Source organism: Natronobacterium haloterrestre (assembly GCF_900112205.1).
In the GTDB taxonomy this organism is placed as follows: domain Archaea; phylum Halobacteriota; class Halobacteria; order Halobacteriales; family Natrialbaceae; genus Natronobacterium; species Natronobacterium haloterrestre.
This window is the reverse complement of the sequence record NZ_FOKW01000001.1, coordinates 531,108-545,713: the sequence shown is the minus strand read 5'-3', so window position 1 is coordinate 545,713 and position 14,606 is coordinate 531,108. Positions and strand designations below refer to the sequence as shown.

The following is a 14,606-nucleotide window of genomic DNA, read 5'->3' as shown; positions in this document are numbered from 1 at the left end:
CCCCGACGAGAAGCCGGCAGCGTCGTACTGAACCGGCAACGTTTTTCGGGCTACTTCCTAACCCCGCGGTATGCGTACCGTCGAGATCGGCGATATGCCCGTCGGAGACGGCCATCCGCCGCGAGTGATGGGTGTGTTGAACATGAGCGTCGAGTCGAACTACGACCCCAGCGTCCACGGCGGCGTCTCCGAGGCCGTCCGCCACGTCGAGGAGGAGATGGTCCCCGAGGGGGCCGACATCATCGACATCGGGCTCCAGTCGGCGAACCCGAAAAACGACTGGCTCCCCGAGGAGGTCGAACGCGACCGCCTCGCGAAGGCGCTTGCCGTCGTCGACGAGGTCGACGCCGACGTCGCCTTCTCGATCGAGACGCGGTACGCGGGGGTCGCCGAGGAGGCGATCCAGGGCGGCTTCGATCTCGTCAACGACGTTTGCGGCTTCGCCGATCCCGAGATGCCGAAGGTCTGCGAGGAGTACGACGTCCCCGTCGTCAAGATGGCCAGCCCCCCGGACATCAAAAAGCCGGGTCACCTGAAGACCATCGACGATATCTTCGAGGCCCTGGAGCGGGGCGGGTTCACCGACAAGACGATCATCGACCCCGCTTTCGGCGGCTGGTACGACGAGCGCACCTACGAGGACAACTGGGAGATGTTCCGCCGCCTGCGGGAGTTCCGCGCGTTCGGCCGCCCGATCCTCACCGCGACCAACCGCGAGGACTTCCTCGGCGACCTGGCCGGCCGCCCCGAGACCGAAGACCAGTTGCCCGTCAGCCTGGCCGCCGCCACGATGGAGGTCGAGCGCGGCGCTCACATCATCCGCACCCACGACGTCGCCGCGACCAAAGATGTGGTCCAGGTGGCCCACGCGCTGGGCGACGAGCGCTCGATCCGCGACGACGAACCGCGGGTCGTCGAACTCCGCAACGTCTCGGAGCGCGAACTCGAGCGGACCCTCTCCCTGCGCGAAAACGCGACCGGGCGGGAGCCGTCCTCGACGCTGTGCTTCCAGGTCGACGGCCTCGACGAGGCGACCGAAGCCGCCCTCCGAACGTGGGCTGACCGCCACAGCCTCGCCCTGGCGATCGATCCGGGCGCTGACGCTCTTCTCGTCGGCACCGCGGGCGAACTACGCGACGCCGTCGCCGACGGGGACGCCGACGGCGGTGTCGACGACCGCGACCGCGGACCGCTCGCACCGATCCTCGAGACCGTCGGTTCGGCGCTGGATCGACGCGGTTCAGACGACTAACGTGACGGAGGGCATAGTTCGGAAGCGTGCCCGGCCCCCGGCCCCCGGCCCCCGGCTCTCGGTCCCCGGCCCCGTTCGAAGCGTCGCGAGCACGAGTTGGTATCCGGGACTGTCTCGATCTGCGAGGGAAATCCGGATCGAGCGGGCGACTACCGACCTAATCCGGCGGTACCGGGCAAACGTCGACGGCGGCCGCCGAAGCCCCGGTCTTTTTCTTCCCTACCTTCGTAACGAATGCACATGAAATCAGTCCGGAAGGCACTCCGTGACGGGGAACTCGACAAGGACACCTACGATCGACTCGTCTGTGGCGAGTGCGAAAAGCCGCTGAAGACCGAGAACGACCCGGACCAGATCAAGACGGTGCGGATCTGTCCGGACTGCGACCAGGAGTGGAAGGAGATCAGATAGTCGAGGACGGAGTCGAAGGGCGGTCTGGGGCCTGAACGGGGCATCGGCCCACCGGATACCGCAGGACACGGACGTTTTTCGGACGTATACCCTCCTCGAGCGTGGCGTCTCGGGTCCGTCGTGCCATCGCGAGGGGCTTACGACCGCTCGCCCGCCATCGCCGAAAAGAGCCGTTCCTCGAACTCCTCGCGGCCGATCCCGTCCGAGGGGCCGAGTCCCTGCATGTGATCGACCGACACCTGTCCGCCACCCATCCGGGCGTGGCCGCCCGCATTTGCCATCGGAATGTCGCTGACGGCGTGGCGGAGCGTCTCCCCCATGTGCACGCGGTCGTCCCGGGACCGGCCCGACAGGTGGATCGTCCCGTCGTTCTCGCCGTAGACCACGACCGCGGTCACGCCCTCGAGGTGCATGAGTTCGTCCGCCGCCTGCGGGATCGCGTCGACGTTCGAGATGGTCCCCACGTCACAGACCGCGAAGGGGCCTTCGACCCGCTTCTCGGTGATCGCGGTCGCTTTGACCTGTAACACGTCGTCGCTGACCTGCGGATTGGCGATGCGCTCGAGCAGGTCCTCGTCGATCTCGTCGAAGAGGTACGCGGCGGCGTCGAACTCGGCCTTCGAACAGCCGTTCGTCAGGTGATTCGTGTCGGACTGGATCCCGTAGAGCAGGCCCGTCGCGAGTTCGGGCGTGAGTTCGAGGCCCGTCCCATCGTCCTCGCCCGTTGCCGCGCCGAGTTCCTCGAGGTACTCGACGAAGATCGTCGACGCCGCGCCGTACTCCGTGCGGACGTCGGTGAACCGCGTCCCGGTACCGTTGCCGGGATGGTGGTCGATCACCGCGACGGGTTCGACGTTCTGTGCGCCGGTGAACCCGCGAGGCGTGTTGTGATCGACCAGGACGACCGTGTCGGCGGCCAGCTCCGAACTGGATTCGATGCTCTCGAGGTCGAGGTTTAACACGGTGCGGAACGCCCGGTTTTCCTGATGGCGGATCTCGCCGGAGAACTGCAGCGTCGTCTCCGTGTCGACGGCGTCGGCGATGGCCTCGACGCCCATCGCACACGCCATCGCATCGGGATCCGGGTTCGGATGCATCAGTACGGCCACGTCGTCGTACTCCTCGAGTACACGCTGGAGGTGGGCGCCGGGTGGGCGACGGAACCAGCGGACGGCCCACCACCCACCGAGGACGACCCCCGCGACGAGCAACACCAGCAGCGAGAGGACGAGCGGATCGAGCGCTCGCAGCGAGTCGACGGCTGCGTCGACGACCAGCACGTCCGCCTCGAGCCCGCCGTCCACGCTCACGTCGGCATCGACGCCGACGAACGCGGGCCTCGAGGCGTCGCGGTAGCTCATACCGGACACTCAAATCGAACCACAAAGAATTTTCCGCCGATTTACCGGTTCGACCGGGGGGATCGAGGTCCCTCGGGACTCACTCGGTCCGATATTCCTCGATCGCCGCCCGATATCCCTCCCTGAATGTCGGGTACGCGAACTCGTAGCCCAGCGCGCGCAGTTTCGCGTTGTCACAGCGCTTGCTCGTCAGGATGCGCCGTCGCGCGGCCGCCGAGAGGTCGTCCTCCGCCAGCCGCTCGTCTTTCGTCCGTTTGGGCGGTTCCGGCCGACCGCACTGCTCGGCCAGCCAGTCCGCGAACGTCCACTTCTCGACGGGTTCGTCGTCGACGACCTGGACGACGTCGCCCCGGGCGAGGTCCTCCTCGAGCAGGTAGCGGACCGCGCCCGCGGCGTCGTCGCGGTGGACCATGTTCAGGTATCCCTCCGTGACGGGGCCCTCGAGGTAGCGCTCGAGACGGTATCGATCGGGACCGTAGAGGCCGGCGTAGCGGGCGACGGTCCCCTCGAAGCCGTGTTCGGGCGGCAGTTCGCGGGCGATCCGCTCGGCCTCGGCGAGCACCTCGGTCTTCTCGGTGGTCGGCTCGATCGGCGTCCCCTCGTCGACCCAGTCGCCCTCGTGATCCCCGAGGACGCCCGTCGAGGAGGTGTAGACGAGCCGCTCTGGCGCGTTCTCGCGCTCCCCGAAGGCCTCGATCGCGGTCCGCAACCCCTCGACGTAGATCTCGCGGGCGGCGTCGGGGCCGCGGCCGCCGCTGCTCGCGGCGAAGACGACGGCGTCGACGTCCGGAACCGACTCGAGCCCCTCGGGATCGGTGATGTCCGCCCGAACGGCCTCGAAGCCGGCCGATTCGATCGCGTCGATCCCCGCGTCGGAGCGGCGGACGCCGACCGCGTCGTGGCCCCGCTCGACGATCTGGCGGCCCAACTCGAGGCCGACGTACCCACAGCCCAGAATAGCGACGTGCATACCCGAATTCGCGGCGGACGTCACATAGGTGCACCGCTCGCCGCCGCCGTATCGGCCCTCCCGGTCGCGAGGGGATCGCCCGATGCCGTCCCGTCACATCGCGAACCGGGGCAAAGCGATATGGTTCGTGTTAACGTACTATTACGAACGAGCATGTCCGAAACGTGTGCCAACTGCGGGAGCAGGGTGCCGGCCCGGCGGTACCACATCCACCTCTCGTCGGCGGAGGTACTCGAGTTGCCGCTCTGTGAGGGGTGTCGGTACAAGTTCGTCACCGCGGACTGGGTCGACGCGGTGGTGTGACGGGCGCGACTCCGTCGGTCGCGCCGCGGTCGACGGAGCCGAGCGTCGGATAGGAAGAGCGATATCTGCGACCTCCGATCCCCGAGGGCGTTCGGAAGCCGAGTCCGAGAGTCAGTGTCCCGGAAACTCAGGGAATGTTGTCCACGATAACGTGCTGGAGGTGGACGTACTCCTCGAACGACATCGGCGCACGCCGTTCGATCTTCTGTTGAACCTCCTTGGCGTCCATCTCGATCTCGAGTTCGCTCTCGACGGCTTCGACGTCCATGACGGCCGTGGACATGCCCATCAGCAGGTGCTCGGTGGCCATCGTCACGACGGTCTCGGGGTCCCGGACGCCGTCAGCGAGCGCGAGGACCTCGGCCGCCTCCTCGAGTGAAATGTCGGGCAGGTCGCCGTCGCCGTCGCGGTCGGCGAGCGCCTCGAGGTCGTCGCGCGGGAGGGTCGTCTCCTCGGCGGCGGTCTCGAGGCCGCGGTCGTCGACGACGGCGGCGAGTTCGTCGCGGTACTCGGCGCGGAGTTCGGCGGGGGTCTCGGGAACGGTCGTCCGCTGTTCGTGGAACATACGGGAATCCACAGCGGACTGCCTCAAGTGCGTTGCTATCGCCGGAGTCGTCCCGTCGACGCCGGACGGTCGAAAATACGCGTACTCCGACCGGGAAATTCATCGGAACGTTAAACAAGTTACCCTCATATGATAGCCGCATGAAAGTTGCCCTGATCGGAGTCGGTCAGGCCGGTGGGAAGGTAACCGAACGGCTCGCCCGGTTCGACGCGGACATGGGCTTCGACGCCGTTCAAGGTGCCCTGGCCGTCAACTCCGCAGAACCCGACCTCCAGTCCCTCGAGTTCGTCGACACCCAGTTGATCGGTGCCGACCGCGTCAACGGCCACGGCGTCGGCGGCGACAACGAACTCGGTGCCGAGATCATGCAGTCCGACGCCCAGCAGGTCCTGAGCGGCCTCGACGGGCGAATCACCTCGAAGTCCGAGGCGATCTTCGTCGTCGCCGGCCTCGGCGGCGGGACCGGCAGCGGCGGCGCGCCGGTGCTCGTCCACGAACTCCAGCGAGTCTACGACGTCCCCGTCTACGCGCTCGGCGTCCTCCCCGGGCGCAACGAGGGCGCGCTCTACCAGGCCAACGCCGGCCGCTCGCTGAAGACGCTCGCCCGCGAGGCCGACGCGACCCTGCTGATCGACAACGACGCCTGGCACGAACAGGGCGAGAGCGTCGAGGGTGCCTTCGAGACGATCAACGGCAAGATCGCCCAGCGGGTCGGCCTGCTGTTCGCGTCCGGCGAGGCCGTCGAGGGCGTCGGCGAGAGCGTCGTCGACTCGAGCGAGGTCATCAACACGCTCCGGTCGGGCGGCATCGCTACGCTGGGGTACGCAAGCGAGGTGGCAAGCGACGACAGCGCCCAGAACGTCCGCACCGTGATGACCGTCGCCAGGCAGGCCCTGCTGACCGGGACGAGCCTCCCGGACGCGACGACGGCCGACTCCGCCTTGCTCGTGATCGCCGGGGAACCCGACACCATCCCGCGAAAGGGCGTCGAGAAGGCCCGTCGCTGGCTCGAGGACGAGACCGAGAGCATGCAGGTCCGGGGCGGCGACTTCCCGCTGGACAGCGACCGCCTCGGTGCGCTGGTCCTGCTGGGCGGCGCGGAGCGATCCAGCCGCATCGAGGAGTTCATGGAACGCGCCCGGGAGGCCAAACGGGCCGCGGAGGGCGAGCGAACCGATCCCGCCGAAGAACTCACCGACGACCGGCTCGAGAACCTCTTTTGAGTCGTTGACTCAACCGTTTCTCCGATCGGGCCAACGGTCGTGAACCGTCGGAACTACTTTTAATTTCTGGCCACGTGGCCAGGGTAATGACCGACGAGTGGACCGGCGGGCGCATCGTCGACTGGGGGGAGGCAGACACCGAGGGGCCGCCGACCGTCGCGGAGTGGCGGCCGGTCGCGGTCCCGGCTCAGCGACCGGAGTTCGGCCGCGATGGGGACGAGGAGCCGGGACCCGACCTCGAGGCCGTCGCGTACCGGACCACCCTGGCGGACCCGCGCTCGAGCGACCGCGCCGACGAACGGGCGCTGCTCGAGATCCGTGGCGGCTACGGCCGGATGGCGGTCTGGTTCAACGGGACGAAACTGGGCGAGTCGGACCCACACTTCGTTCCCGCACGATACACCGTCGACCCGGAGCCGACGAACGACCTGGTCGTCGCCTGCGAGCGGCCGGACGCGTTCGCCGGTATCCGCGCGACGGACGAGGTGCCGGCCTCGTTCGCGACGCCCGGCGTCCGATGGAACGTCGACCTCGAGCCCCGTCCCGCGACGTTCCTGCGGCGAGTGAAAGCCCACCCGCGCCTCGAGCGCGGCGAGCGCGGCGAGGGAACCGACGACCCGCGGGGGGAGATCGACGTCGAGATCGAAATCGACGCGGGAACCGCGGTGGACGACGCGATTACCCTCTCCGTGCGGCCCGAGGAACGCGGCGGCGGGGCGACCATGGAACGGATTCCGGTGACCGCCGAGGCGGGCGAGCGGACGACCGTCTCGCGGACGGTCGAGGTTCGAGACCCCTCGCTGTGGTGGCCCCGTGGGTACGGCCCGCAACACCGGTACGCCGTCCGGGCAAAACTCGGGGCCGACGCCGCCGAGCGGACCGTCGGCTTCCGGCGAGTCGAACGCGACGCCGACGGCTTTCTCGTCAACGGAACGCGGGTCCGGGCGCGGGGGTTCACCAGGCTGCCGGGCGGCGACCCCGAGGCCGACGTTCGGCGGGCGCTCGAGGCGAACGCGACGCTCGTACGCGCGCGTGGACACGTTCCATCCCAGGCACTGCACGAGGCGTGTGACGAGGCCGGATTGCTGGTCTGGCAGGATCTCCCCGCCAGCGGTCCAGAGTTCGCCGCGCGGCTTTCGGACGCCGACGAGGGCGACGACGTAATCGAACGCGGCCGTCGCCTGGCGACCGTCCTCGCCGACGAGTACGGCCACCACCCCTCCATCGCCTGCTACGGAGTCCAGGACGAGCCGGCGACCCCTTTCGACGACCCCGTCGGGAGCGGGTTCACCGGGAAACTCGCGGTCCGATACCGCGCGTGGCGGACCGCGATCGACCGTGCTCCCGCCGAGGCGATCGCCGAGGCCTTCCCCGGGGACGTCCCCGTCCTGCCGGTCGCCGGCCAGCCCGGCACCGACCCCGACGCGGCCCACCTCTTTCCGGGATGGCAGTACCTCGAGGCGACGGATCTGTCGTGGCTGCTCGAGACCTATCCCTCGCTCGGCGAGGTCGTCGGCGGGTTCGGTGCGGGCACGCTCGCGGACGAGGTCGATCCGGCGTCGGTGCCCGGGCTCGACGCGGACGCCTATGCCCGCCGGGCCGGGGAACCGGCGGCTTCCCGGGAGTATCAGACCCGAACGCTGAAGACGCTCGTCGAGACGCTTCGCCGCCGGGAGTGTGGAATCTTCGCCGGGCCGCCGATCCGCGACGCCGCGGCGGGCGGCGGCATGGGTGTGACGACTGCCGAGGGTGAGCCGAAGCCCGCCTACGAGGCCGTTTCGGACTCCCTCGAGCCCGTTCAGGCGGTACTGGACGACCCGCCGACGCCCGGCGACTCGGTCGGCATCACCCTCTGTAACGACACCGACCGATCGCTCGAGGCGGCGGTCGGCTGGCGGGCCGGCGACGAAACGGGCGAGACGACGGTCCCGGTCGGCGCGCTCGAGACGACCCCCGTGGGATCGCTGACCGTTCCGACCGACGCCAGCGCAGTCGAACTTGCCGTCGAGGCCGGCAGTCGATCGGCGACGAACCGCTACAGTTTATAGGTTCATGGCATTCCGTGCCAAGGTGTGACCCGGCGTTATGCGGCCCCTGCTAACGGTTTTCGCACCTTTCGTGACCGGTACCTTTAAATTGGAGGCGACAGTAGCTATCGGTACCAGAACGCCGCCGGGGCGCGTATAGCTCGACGATCGATGACAGGGAATCTTATTCACCGAGGTTTCGCAGATCGTCAGCGTACGCTCCGTGCGGCCGAACGGGACGAGAAACGCGATCGCGGCACCGCCGACTCGCCGGTTTCCGGCGAACGACGGTCGCCGGGGTTGCCGACCTCCGCTCCCGTCCGGCCGCGTTCCCGGCGCGGGTATGGCACAGAGGCTTGAATAATTATGGTAGACGAATCGAAAAACATCGAACTGACAGAGGACGACCTAGAAAACAAATCGAAAGGCGAGCTTATCAAGAAGGCCGGACAGCTCCGAGACCGGCGAAACGAGCTCAACCAGATGGCCTCCGAACGGGCCTCCAAACGCGACGACCTGAACGCGAAGACTCGCGAGAAGGTCGACGAGGCCCAGGAGCACCGCGAGAAGCGCGACGAGCTCAACGAGCAGGTCCAAGAGCACAAGGAAAAGCGCAACGAGCTCAACGCGGAGGCCAACGAACTCTTCGACAAGGTCGAGGAGCTCAAGTCGGACATGGAACTCGACGAGGGGAAAGACCTCGAGGAACTCGAGGAAGAGATCGAAGAACTCGAGTTCAAACAGCAGACCGAGGTCCTCTCCAGCGAGGAAGAGCAGGAACTCATCGAGAAAATCGAGTCCAAGCGCGAGGAGTACGAGGAGCGCAAGGAAAAGCTAGAGCAAAACGAGGACTTAGAGGAACTCGTCGAGAAAGCTGAAGAGGTCCGATCGGAAGCCTCCCAGCACCACCAAAAGGTCACGGAGCTTGCGGACAAGGCCCAGGAACATCACAACCAGATGATCGAGGCCTACCGGGAGGCCGACGACATCCGTGACGAGGCCGACGAGATGCACGAGAAGTTCGTCGAGGCCCAGGAGGCGGCCGACCGTCACCACGAGGACTTCGTCCGCGTCCAGAAGCGCCTCCGCGAACTGGACAAGCAGGAAGAAGAGGAGCGCAAGTCCGAGCGCGACAAGAAGAAAGAGGAGGCCAAGGAAGAGGCCGAAGAGATCTATCAGAAGTTCAAAGAAGGCGAAACCCTCGACACCGAGGACCTGATGAAGCTCCAGAAGACGGGGCTGCTCTAAGGTCGTCCCCAGGTTCGATTCGTCCCCGCGTTCGGATCGCGGGTCCGGCGTTCGCATCTGATTTGGGTTTGTGTTCGCGGTCGCGGCCACGGTCGTAGTCGTAGTGGTAGTGATAGTGATAGTGATAGTGAGAGAGGTCGCGCGATTTTCGGCCGACCCAGGACGACCAACAGCGTACGCTGGAGCCTGCGTTCCGTCCCGAGTGCGGGGGATCGTGGCCCGGGTCCGTTCGTGGCCGTGATTTCCGTCGTTTTGGGGGACGGGGAACGTGAGAACGTGAGCCGAGAGTCCGATAGCGACGCGGCCGATGCTCGTGAGACGACGAGCCGCGACGACAACGGTTAACAGGTCAGCACACGGACCTGACGCTATGAGCAGAGGTGACTACCGTGGTTAGTACGGCAGACGTCGGACGGCTTGCCGTCGTCACGCTGGGGGCGGTGCTGTTCGCCGCCGCCGGCGTCGGCCTGTTCGTCGTCTACCCCGAGACGCTGTCGGATCTGTTCGGGATCGCGTTCGCGATCGTCGTCGCCCTCGTCGGGCTCCGGATCGCGGGCAACGTCGCCGCGTCGCTGTTTCCCGACTACGACGTGGCCGAGGTAGCCGTCGAGGGGCCGATCACCCGCGACGGGGGAGGCGGTCCGCTCCCGCAGAATCCGCGGGGAACGCCGGCCGACGACATCGTCGAACAGATCGACCGGGCTGACGACGACGGGGCCGTGGACGCACTGCTGTTGAAACTGAATACACCGGGCGGCGAGGTCGTCCCCAGCGACGACATCCGGCTCGCGGCCGAGCGGTTCGACGGGCCGACGATCGCCTACGCGACCGACGTCTGTGCGAGCGGCGGCTACTGGATCGCAAGCGGCTGTGACGAACTGTGGGCCCGCGACGGGTCGATCGTCGGCTCGATCGGCGTCATCGGCTCGAGAGTGAACGCGAGCGAACTCGCCGACAAGGTCGGCCTCTCCTACGAACGGTTCGCCGCCGGCGAGTACAAAGACGCCGGCACGCCGCTGAAGGACCTCGAGGATGACGAACGCGAGTACCTCCAGGGACTCATCGACGACTACTACGACACGTTCGTCGAACGCGTCAGCGAGGGCCGGGACATGGACGCGGAGTTCGTCCGGGACACGGAAGCGCGGATCTACCTCGGCGAGTCCGCCCACGAACTGGGTCTGGTCGACGAACTGGGAACGCGCCGCGAGATCGAGGAGGAACTGGCGGACCGCCTCGAGACCGACGAGGTGGCGATCGAGGAGTTCGAACCCGAGCGGCCGCTGATGGCACGCGTCGGTGCGGGTGCCCGGACGGTCGCTTACGCGTTCGGTGCCGGTCTCGCGGGAATCGCGGCGGAGCGGGAGTTCAGACTGCGAACGTGACCGGGTCGTCACCGAACCCACGGTGACGCGGGCGGCCCGATCGCATCGTTTTCGGGACGTCCCCATCCCATCGACTGCGAGACGTACGGAGGTTCGCCGAACCGCTGGTACCCGTTTCTTCTCTGGCGTCTCGAGGGGGTCGAACCCGGTTCAGGCCTCGGTCCCGCACGGCGCTGGGGTCGAACGAGTAAGTGGGTTTTATCGTCACACAGCAAGGAACGACTACCGTGACAACGCTGGTCGTCTGTCTCGACCGGACCGACGACGTGGGCCGCAAGACCGGGCTCCGGTCCCCTATCGTCGGCTGGGAGGCAGTTCGCGCGCTCGTGACGGATATCGGGCTCGCGGATCCGGAGGATTCGGGAGTCAACTCCCTGCTCGAGACGCTGCGGGTCGCCCAGGACCTGCGCGACGAGAACGAGGACACCGTCGTCGCGGTCGTCTCGGGGGATCGGGAGTCGATGGTGTCGGCCGACAGGGCGGTCGCTCGCCAACTCGACGAACTCATCGCCGAGCACGATCCCGACTCGGCGGTGGTCGTCATCGACAGTGCGGAAGACGAACGGCTGGTCCCGATCGTCGAGAGCCGGGTTCAGGTCGACTCCGTCGATCGGGTCGTCGTTCGCCAGGCCCGGGACATCGAGTCTACCTACTATCTGCTGAAGCAGTTTCTCGCCGACGAGGAGCTACGTCAGACGATCCTCGTCCCGCTCGGGCTGACCCTGCTCGTGTTCCCGATGCTCGCGACCGTCGTCGGTCCGGCCGAGGGCGCGGCCGCGATTACGACCGTCATCGGCCTTTTCCTGCTGTACAAGGGGTTCAACGTCGACGAGATCGTGACCGGCGTCGCCCACCAGGCCCGGGAGGCGCTGTACTCCGGCCAGGTGTCGGTCGTCACCTACGTCGTCGCCGCCGGGCTGACGCTGGTCGGGCTGTTCGCCGGCGCGCTCGGGGTCTCGAGCCTCGAGGACCCACAGAGCGTGCTCGTCCCGACGATGCAGTTCCTCTTCGACAGCGTGCCGTGGCTCGCGATGGCCGGGATCACGGCCAGCGCCGGCCGCCTGCTGGACGAGGTGATCAGCGAGGAACCGGTCCGGCGGTCCTACCTCAACCTCCCGTTTATCCTGCTTGCGGTCGCGCTGGTGCTTCGCGGGTTCTCGGCGTACTTCCTCGAGCAACAGGCGGTGATCGGATCGCTCGAGGTGCCGTCGGCCGCCTACGGCCCGCTGGCCATCGAAGGGTTTGCGCTGGCAGTGGAGGAACGGCTGGTGCTGTACGTCGCGACTGCGATCGCGGTGAGCCTCGTCGGGGCCCGAGTCGCCTCGTCGCTGAGCGGCACGGACGACCTCGAGTTGAGCGAGGAGAGCGGGTCGAACGCGGAAGCGGAGGCCGATGTGGAGTCGGGGCTGACGGACGGTGGGCCGGAGCCGGCGGGTCCGAACGCCGACGGAGGGGTCGAGACGGTTCGTGGAGGCAGTTCTGGTGCCGGTGCCGGTTCCGGTGCCGGTGCCGACACCGAGACTGAGCCGGAAGCCGACGGACGCCCCGACCCCCGTCCGGAAACAGAAACCGAGACGGAGCCGTCGAGGTCCGACTCCAACGCCGACGCCGAACCTGACTCGAGCGCGCAGGGCGACGAGACCGATCCGGAGGGCGAGAGGGAAAGCGAAGGGGACGATTCCCGATAATCGACGACTCGTCACCCCTTTACCCTCGGCCCCCAACCCTCGAGCATGAGCGACAACGGCGCGTGGGTGAGCCTCTTCTCGGGCGGCAAGGACTCCTCGTGGGCGCTGTACCGGGCGCTGGAGGAGGGACTCGACGTGCGACGGCTCGTCACCGTCCACCCCGAAGGCGACTCCTACATGTACCACGTCCCGGCGACTGATCTTGCCACCCTGGCGGCCGAGAGCGTCGGCATCGAACTCCTCGAGGTCGAGCCCGACGACTTCGAGGCCGACGCGGCGACCGACTCGAGCGTGCAGGGCGACGACGAACTCGAACCACTCGAGGCGGCGCTTCGGACCCTCGACGACGAACTCGAGGGGGGCATCGCCGGCGTCACGGCGGGCGCGGTCGAGAGCGAGTACCAGACGAGCCGAATCGAGGGAATGTGCGACCGGCTGGACTGTGAGCTGTTCGCTCCGCTGTGGCAGGAAGACCCCCGCGAGTTGGCCGACGCGATGCTGGACGCCGGTTTCGAGATCGAGATCATCCAGGTCGCGGCCCACGGCCTGGACGAGTCCTGGCTCGGCCGCACCCTCGATCGGGCGGCGCTTGCGGATCTCGAGCGCCTCAACGAGGAGTACGGCGTCCACGTGCTGGGGGAAGGCGGCGAGTTCGAGACGCTGGTCGTGGACGCCCCGCACATGGATCGGCGGATCGACCTCGAGTACGAAACGGAGTGGGAGGGGACCCGAGGCCGACTGCGGATTACGGACGCACGACTCGAGGACGGCTGACCGGCAGCCACGCGCGGAACCCGAGGCGTTTCAGGCGACGGGCCAACCTCTTTGCGTTTCCGAGTGGAGACGTCCACCGGATGATCGACAACGAACGCGACCTCTTCGTACGGACGCTCGAGGAACTGTACCACCTGGAACGGGAACTCGAGGAGCTCCAGCCGGAACTCGCGGAGGCCGCGACCGACGAGGAACTGGAGGAGTTCTTCATGGCTCACGGCGAGCGGACGACGGAACAGATCGGCCGGCTCGAGCCGATATTCGACGCCATCGAGGGTGAGGTCGAACCCGGCCCCGTCGAAAGTCCATCCCTCGATGGGCTCCGGAGCGAGCGCGAGGACCTCGTCGACGACCTGCAAGACCCCAACTTAGGCGACCTCGTCGAGGCGGAACTGGGACGTACGATCGAACGCCTCGAGATCAGCAAACTCGAGACGCTGTTGACACTCGCGCAGCGAACCGACCTCCCTAGCGAGGTCGTCGACCCGCTCGAGACGACGAAGGCGGAAGCCGAAGACGGACTCGAGCGACTCCGGCAGCTGACGCTGTGACGGTCGGCAGGGGCGTCCCCTGTGGGCGACCGCCCTACGCCGGCTCGAGGTCGTCGGGCTGACGGATCGCGAGGACCGCCGTGCGGTCCTCGGGGTCGGTTTCCCGCCACCACGCGATGCGATCGAGGTCGATCGGTCGGTACGACGAGACGAGCGACAGCCACTCGCAGGAGGCGATCGTCCGGCGTGGCTCGCTCGTGTCGATCGGCGCGGAGTCGAGGTCGGCGGCGATATCCTCGAGGAAGGCCACGACGGTCGGGTCCGGCCGCACCGCGTCGACGCCCGCGAGCTGTCTGAGGTACTGGAAGGTCGCGGGGCCGACGCCAGAGATCGATCCGATCGGATCCTCGGCGTACCGGTAGTGGTCGGCCTCGGCAGCCCACCCCTCGAGCCCGGCGAGGTCGTCGTCCTCGGGGCGGTCGGCGAGTGTGGCCGCGGCCTCGAGCAACACCCGGCGTTTCCGCTGTGCGCCGAACGCCGCCACGAGGTCCTCGTTCTCGAGGTCGATGGCCGCGAGGTCGGCGAACGAGCCGACCCGGCCGGTTTCGACGAACGCCTCGCGGAACCGTTCGACGGTCGGGTAGATCCCGGCGCGGAACCCCTGTCCGGTCGTCGAGGCGGCCGCCTCCGCGAGCAGCAGACGGGGGTCGTCGCCGGTCCAGCGATCGTGCTCGAGAAACGCCCGTGCGAGGGTCTCGTAGGGAACGTCCGCGGCGTACCGGTCGAGGGCCGACTGGACGGACATCGGTTCGTTTCGACACATCACACGGTGTACCTATAGCTGTTGTGTCGATTCGATAGCTGTTCGAGCCGTCGGGCACGAATCGGACGGACCGGATCAGAGCGAC

Annotated in this window: 14 protein-coding genes; 10 read left to right on the top strand and 4 right to left on the bottom strand. The window is 67.5% G+C overall.

Annotated elements, in window-relative coordinates:
• Nucleotides 1-70 precede the first annotated feature (70 nt).
• A complete protein-coding gene (folP, locus tag BM113_RS02605) occupies nt 71-1,252 on the top strand; it encodes a dihydropteroate synthase (RefSeq protein ID WP_089785070.1) in 1,182 nt (393 codons plus the stop codon).
• A 240-nt stretch (nt 1,253-1,492) separates the two neighbouring features.
• Nucleotides 1,493-1,663 carry an HVO_0758 family zinc finger protein gene (locus BM113_RS22170; RefSeq protein ID WP_007143785.1) on the top strand — a complete coding sequence of 57 codons (171 nt, stop codon included), beginning with the start codon at nt 1,493-1,495 and terminating at the stop codon, nt 1,661-1,663.
• A 137-nt stretch (nt 1,664-1,800) separates the two neighbouring features.
• Here BM113_RS22170 and BM113_RS02600 read toward each other — a convergent pair whose 3' ends face one another.
• Together BM113_RS02600 and BM113_RS02595 are read right to left on the bottom strand one after the other, a co-directional pair.
• Nucleotides 1,801-3,024 (bottom strand): DHH family phosphoesterase, encoded by a 1,224-nt coding sequence (locus BM113_RS02600; RefSeq protein WP_089785069.1) that lies wholly within the window; start codon nt 3,022-3,024, stop codon nt 1,801-1,803.
• A 79-nt stretch (nt 3,025-3,103) separates the two neighbouring features.
• Nucleotides 3,104-3,994 (bottom strand): SDR family oxidoreductase, encoded by an 891-nt coding sequence (locus BM113_RS02595; protein WP_089785067.1) that lies wholly within the window; start codon nt 3,992-3,994, stop codon nt 3,104-3,106.
• Nucleotides 3,995-4,147: 153 nt separating this feature from the next.
• Here BM113_RS02595 and BM113_RS22165 point away from each other — a divergent pair, with 153 nt between their 5' ends.
• On the top strand, nt 4,148-4,297 hold the full coding sequence (locus BM113_RS22165; protein ID WP_177209078.1) for a hypothetical protein: 150 nt from the start codon (nt 4,148-4,150) through the stop codon (nt 4,295-4,297).
• A 127-nt stretch (nt 4,298-4,424) separates the two neighbouring features.
• On the opposite strand, the gene BM113_RS02590 is transcribed toward BM113_RS22165, so the two are convergent.
• A complete protein-coding gene (locus BM113_RS02590; RefSeq protein ID WP_089785065.1) occupies nt 4,425-4,862 on the bottom strand; it encodes a DUF5791 family protein in 438 nt (145 codons plus the stop codon).
• A 140-nt stretch (nt 4,863-5,002) separates the two neighbouring features.
• On the opposite strand from BM113_RS02590, the gene BM113_RS02585 reads away from it, so the two are divergent.
• The 7 genes from BM113_RS02585 to BM113_RS02555 all read left to right on the top strand — a co-directional run bounded on the left by BM113_RS02585 (nt 5,003) and on the right by BM113_RS02555 (nt 13,758).
• A complete protein-coding gene (locus BM113_RS02585; protein WP_007143777.1) occupies nt 5,003-6,085 on the top strand; it encodes a tubulin/FtsZ family protein in 1,083 nt (360 codons plus the stop codon).
• Between the two features lie 86 nt (nt 6,086-6,171).
• Nucleotides 6,172-8,133 carry a glycoside hydrolase family 2 protein gene (locus tag BM113_RS02580; protein ID WP_089785063.1) on the top strand — a complete coding sequence of 654 codons (1,962 nt, stop codon included), beginning with the start codon at nt 6,172-6,174 and terminating at the stop codon, nt 8,131-8,133.
• A 345-nt stretch (nt 8,134-8,478) separates the two neighbouring features.
• Nucleotides 8,479-9,360, top strand: a complete 882-nt coding sequence (locus BM113_RS02575) for a coiled-coil protein (protein WP_089785062.1) — start codon at nt 8,479-8,481, stop codon at nt 9,358-9,360.
• A 389-nt stretch (nt 9,361-9,749) separates the two neighbouring features.
• Nucleotides 9,750-10,745: a signal peptide peptidase SppA gene (sppA, locus tag BM113_RS02570; RefSeq protein WP_089785060.1), complete on the top strand. Its 996-nt coding sequence runs from the start codon at nt 9,750-9,752 to the stop codon at nt 10,743-10,745.
• Between the two features lie 227 nt (nt 10,746-10,972).
• Complete coding sequence (locus tag BM113_RS02565) at nt 10,973-12,433, top strand: DUF373 family protein (RefSeq protein WP_089785058.1); 1,461 nt, start codon at nt 10,973-10,975, stop codon at nt 12,431-12,433.
• A 45-nt stretch (nt 12,434-12,478) separates the two neighbouring features.
• Nucleotides 12,479-13,207, top strand: coding sequence for a diphthine--ammonia ligase (locus BM113_RS02560; protein WP_089785056.1), 729 nt, complete (start codon nt 12,479-12,481; stop codon nt 13,205-13,207).
• An 80-nt stretch (nt 13,208-13,287) separates the two neighbouring features.
• Nucleotides 13,288-13,758, top strand: coding sequence for a YciE/YciF ferroxidase family protein (locus tag BM113_RS02555; protein ID WP_089785054.1), 471 nt, complete (start codon nt 13,288-13,290; stop codon nt 13,756-13,758).
• Between the two features lie 34 nt (nt 13,759-13,792).
• Here BM113_RS02555 and BM113_RS02550 read toward each other — a convergent pair whose 3' ends face one another.
• Nucleotides 13,793-14,503: a hypothetical protein gene (locus tag BM113_RS02550; protein WP_089785560.1), complete on the bottom strand. Its 711-nt coding sequence runs from the start codon at nt 14,501-14,503 to the stop codon at nt 13,793-13,795.
• Nucleotides 14,504-14,606: the final 103 nt, after the last annotated feature.

What these genes read in the sequence shown, in the direction of transcription:
- folP (WP_089785070.1), top strand. Translation starts at nt 71, where the DNA reads ATGCGTACCGTCGAGATCGGCGATATGCCCGTCGGAGACGGCCATCCG.
- BM113_RS22170 (WP_007143785.1), top strand. Translation starts at nt 1,493, where the DNA reads ATGAAATCAGTCCGGAAGGCACTCCGTGACGGGGAACTCGACAAGGAC.
- BM113_RS02600 (WP_089785069.1), bottom strand. Translation starts at nt 3,024, where the DNA reads ATGAGCTACCGCGACGCCTCGAGGCCCGCGTTCGTCGGCGTCGATGCC.
- BM113_RS02595 (WP_089785067.1), bottom strand. Translation starts at nt 3,994, where the DNA reads ATGCACGTCGCTATTCTGGGCTGTGGGTACGTCGGCCTCGAGTTGGGC.
- BM113_RS22165 (WP_177209078.1), top strand. Translation starts at nt 4,148, where the DNA reads ATGTCCGAAACGTGTGCCAACTGCGGGAGCAGGGTGCCGGCCCGGCGG.
- BM113_RS02590 (WP_089785065.1), bottom strand. Translation starts at nt 4,862, where the DNA reads ATGTTCCACGAACAGCGGACGACCGTTCCCGAGACCCCCGCCGAACTC.
- BM113_RS02585 (WP_007143777.1), top strand. Translation starts at nt 5,003, where the DNA reads ATGAAAGTTGCCCTGATCGGAGTCGGTCAGGCCGGTGGGAAGGTAACC.
- BM113_RS02580 (WP_089785063.1), top strand. Translation starts at nt 6,172, where the DNA reads ATGACCGACGAGTGGACCGGCGGGCGCATCGTCGACTGGGGGGAGGCA.
- BM113_RS02575 (WP_089785062.1), top strand. Translation starts at nt 8,479, where the DNA reads ATGGTAGACGAATCGAAAAACATCGAACTGACAGAGGACGACCTAGAA.
- BM113_RS02560 (WP_089785056.1), top strand. Translation starts at nt 12,479, where the DNA reads ATGAGCGACAACGGCGCGTGGGTGAGCCTCTTCTCGGGCGGCAAGGAC.
- BM113_RS02555 (WP_089785054.1), top strand. Translation starts at nt 13,288, where the DNA reads ATGATCGACAACGAACGCGACCTCTTCGTACGGACGCTCGAGGAACTG.
- BM113_RS02550 (WP_089785560.1), bottom strand. Translation starts at nt 14,503, where the DNA reads ATGTCCGTCCAGTCGGCCCTCGACCGGTACGCCGCGGACGTTCCCTAC.